This window comes from Salinicola sp. (assembly GCF_982684285.1).
Genome location: NZ_CEXLVS010000258.1, coordinates 1 through 3,370 on the forward strand (window position 1 = coordinate 1; position 3,370 = coordinate 3,370).

Sequence of the window (3,370 nt, forward strand, 5' to 3'; positions counted from 1 at the left end):
GATTCCAGGCGGCGATGCCCAGGCTCTTGATATCGCCCTGGGGGGTTACCAGTTGCAACGTATCGGCGCTGGCATAGGCCTCCCCGTCGAGTCGGTCGAGCAGTGTATCGGTGGTCATGCCCGGCTCCCACGCCAGCCTGGCAACGCCCAGGGGCGTCCAGGCTTCGATCCAGTCGGGTGTTTGGCACCAGCCCAAGGTGTCGACGTCCTCGAGTCGCGGCACCTGGCGCAGATGCGCCATCAGCCAGGTCGGATCGACGCGCCCCGGTATCCGCCCCTTGTCCAGTTTGCCGAGCGCCTCGCGCCAGGCGTCGAGGCCGTCACCGACCTGGGGCGCATCCAGTAGCCGTGCCTGCATGGCAAGTCCCGCCAGCTCGGCGTCGAGGCGTCGGTGGCGCTGCCGATCCTCGGCCGTCGCGTCATCTCGAGCCACGAAGGCGCGCGACCAGTTGACCGGGGTTTCCCGCTCCACCGTCAACCAGGCATCGAGCAGCGAAGGGGAAGGCGCTGGTGGGCGACGCCCCTCGATGTCGATGGTAAAGGTGGAGGCCGGCTCGGTGTCGTCCTGCGCGCCGGCGGTGCCGACCAGACCGAGACCGCACAGTGCAGCGGCGAGAAAACGGCGGGCGGCACGCCATGACCGGCGCCGATGAAACGGAAAACGGGGGGTCACCATGTGTCGGTCTCGTCCTTGATGGGCTTCACCAAAATCCCTGTCTCGCTTTCGCCGAATCGCGACGGTGGCAGTGTTACCAAGGGCGGGCGACCTGCCAGTCGAATATCGGCCCGCCGGGCCATGGCTGGGTTTCGACCGCCCACAGGCGGCCGTCTTCCGGCGCTCGCCAGAGCGTGCCGTGAGTGACGTTGCCATCCTTCCAGTTCAGCGTTTCATGGCACACCTGTAACTCTCGCGACGTCAGCGGTAGTTCGACACGGGAAGGTGCCGCCTCACAGTCGAGGAGGGCGGTCGCCTGGCCATGGTGTAGATTGCCGTCTGCCGTCTGCCACTCCCGTTCGAGACGATAGGCAGTCGAGGAGGAGCTTCTCCAGGGAGGGGTATCGAGAACGTTGCCTTCCCCGTCACGGAGTTGGGTGTCGATCACGTTCTGCTCGAGGCCGGCACTGCTGTGCAGGTAGCCATCCTCCAGGGCGACGGTGGCCGAGTCACGGAACTGCCAGTAGGTCATCTCCCCAGCCTGACTCGCCAGAATCACCAGTCCGCCATGCCCTGCGACGTGGAAGTCGAGCGATGCATAGGAGGTGGCGGCGGCCTGGTCGGAGACGTCATCGCCAGCGAGTCCCGGGACGATGCCATCCAGCGGGCGGCTTCCCCCCAAGGAGCAGCCGGAGAGCAGGAGGCTCGTCATGGCGAGACAAAAGAAGACCGCCCGAGGGCGGCCTTCCAGGCGGTAATGACGTGCCGCTGTCATTACCGGGTCCCGGTCGTACCGGTGGTGCCGGTCGTTCCGGTGGTGCCATCACTGCCACCTGCAGCGGCCAGCGCGCCGACCGACGATGCCGCAGTGCTGGTGCCGGCAGCAGATGCTGTCGACGCACTAGCGGCAGAGCCGGCTCCGGCGGCGCTGCCCGTTGCCACTTCCTGGGCAACGGCGAGTGAAGAGACAGCCATTAACGCGACTGCCATTATGGCCAGTTTCTTCATAAGTACCTCCTAACGTGTTGGTTAAACCAACGATGTGGTCCGGAGACCACCTGTATTCTTACCAATATCACGGATTTGATCAATTATAACTTTCAAATTTATGGAATTGTAGTGTGTCAAAAACAAGACACCCGTCGGGTTGCACTGAAGAGCATCAAGTATAGTTAGCGACGCTCGTATATGGTGCAAGCGTCGCGAGATAAAGCAATAAAATTATAATGTGTTTTTGTGAAACATTGGTTATCGCTATCGTGATTGCCAAGTTTAATTTGTCTATAAATGGCGACAGTCGGCCTGTTTGTAAGGTTGGTGAAGTGCGTAAATTGGTCGAATGGCAGGATAAAAGGCCGGGTTCATCGCGCCTCGCTTGGGCCGAAACCCCGGTTGGGTAAGGCAATTTGGTATGTGTGATCCTGTAAGTCATTGAAAAATAAAGGCAGGTCTTTATAGGGTGCGGGTTTGTTTCAATTGGTTTCTTGTGTCAGATGGTGTGTGTTTCAAGCCCTGAAAAGTAACTGACTGCTTTTGTTGATATCTTTGGCTGTCGCGAATTCGTCACACCTGTTCGTTATCAGTAAGGGCGGGATCCGTGTTGATTCATGGAATTCTTGGTTCTTGCACACTTCGGAACGCCGTTTTGTAACTCAAGGGTTAGGTATTTTGTTTGTTTTGAAAAGCTGGCACGTTATTGGCATTGGTTGATTTGTGAAGGGGCTGAGTCAAGGATTGCTCGACTTCAAGCTCGCGCATTGATGGCCAGTCGCCGTCGATGACGGGCGATTCATGTTTTTGAGTCAATTGGCACGATAAATAAGGGCGTCAGGGAATGCCGTTAAAACCCTGGGGCGGTAGCGTGTTTAAATTTTAAGGTTTAAAGCGGAAGTCATTCGCGAGTCATGTTAGTCAGGACTCTATATGGAAGAGAGAAGGGGTGGTCGACAGGGATGATGAAATTTCGCGAGGGTCGCAGGCGTTCCATTACCCGATGGCGCTTGCCCGTCTTGTCGTTGTCACTGGTCGTCGCGGTTTCCGGCTGCGCCTTTGCCCCAGGGGGGCATATCGACTACGACACGAACTCCGCGCCGATCGATGATTTGGTCGACGTGGAGCCGATCACGCTGGGGCTGGTTCGGACACAGCAGGCGGTCACATCGCTGCGGGGTGGCAGCGGTGACGAGGCCGACCTGCAGCGAGCGGCGGCCGCTTCCCACCGTGACCCGGCGCTGGAGGGCCGCTACGAGTATCACATCGGTATTGGCGATGTGCTGTCGATCATCGTCTACGACCATCCGGAGTTGACCATACCCGCCGGCAGTGAGCGGCCCACGGAGGATACGGGCAACACCGTCTATAGCGACGGCACGATCTTCTATCCTTACGTCGGGCGAATCCAGGTGGCCGGTCGCACCGTGGAGGATGTCCGCTCCCAACTGCAGCGTCGCCTGGCAACCTACGTCACCGAGCCGCAGGTCGACGTCAAGGTCGTGGGCTTCAACTCGCAGAAGGTTTACGTCACGGGACAGGTCGAGAACCCCGGGGTGATGCCCATCACCAACGTTCCCATGACGGTGCTCGACGCGGTCAATCTCGGTGGTGGACTCAACGGCGACGATGAGTGGCAACCGTGTAAACGCGGATTCTTTCTACCGGTGCGCGTGCTTTCCAGGCTGTTCCGGCGATTGTTCCTGGAACAACTCACCGCAAAGC

4 protein-coding genes are annotated in these 3,370 nt (G+C 59.4%); 1 reads left to right on the top strand and 3 read right to left on the bottom strand.

The features are described 5' to 3' along the window. The 3 genes from AC3AYF_RS17510 to AC3AYF_RS17520 form a co-directional block, all read right to left on the bottom strand. Positions 1–676, bottom strand: a 676-nt coding sequence (locus AC3AYF_RS17510) for a hypothetical protein (protein WP_295041158.1), incomplete at its 3' end; no start/stop codon positions are given. 73 nt (positions 677–749) lie between these two features. Then, complete coding sequence (locus AC3AYF_RS17515) at positions 750–1,430, bottom strand: YjbF family lipoprotein (protein WP_295041157.1); 681 nt, start codon at positions 1,428–1,430, stop codon at positions 750–752. Beyond that, positions 1,430–1,645: a hypothetical protein gene (locus AC3AYF_RS17520; protein ID WP_298848256.1), complete on the bottom strand. Its 216-nt coding sequence runs from the start codon at positions 1,643–1,645 to the stop codon at positions 1,430–1,432. Before AC3AYF_RS17520 ends, AC3AYF_RS17515 begins: the two co-directional genes overlap by 1 nt. A gap of 965 nt (positions 1,646–2,610) precedes the next feature. Here AC3AYF_RS17520 and AC3AYF_RS17525 point away from each other — a divergent pair. After that, the coding region (locus AC3AYF_RS17525) for a polysaccharide biosynthesis/export family protein (protein ID WP_487780094.1) at positions 2,611–3,370 on the top strand (760 nt) is incomplete at its 3' end.

Bases quoted from the DNA above. Each gene is read 5' to 3' on its own strand.
- AC3AYF_RS17515 (WP_295041157.1), bottom strand. From the start codon at position 1,430: ATGACAGCGGCACGTCATTACCGCCTGGAAGGCCGCCCTCGGGCGGTC.
- AC3AYF_RS17520 (WP_298848256.1), bottom strand. From the start codon at position 1,645: ATGGCAGTCGCGTTAATGGCTGTCTCTTCACTCGCCGTTGCCCAGGAA.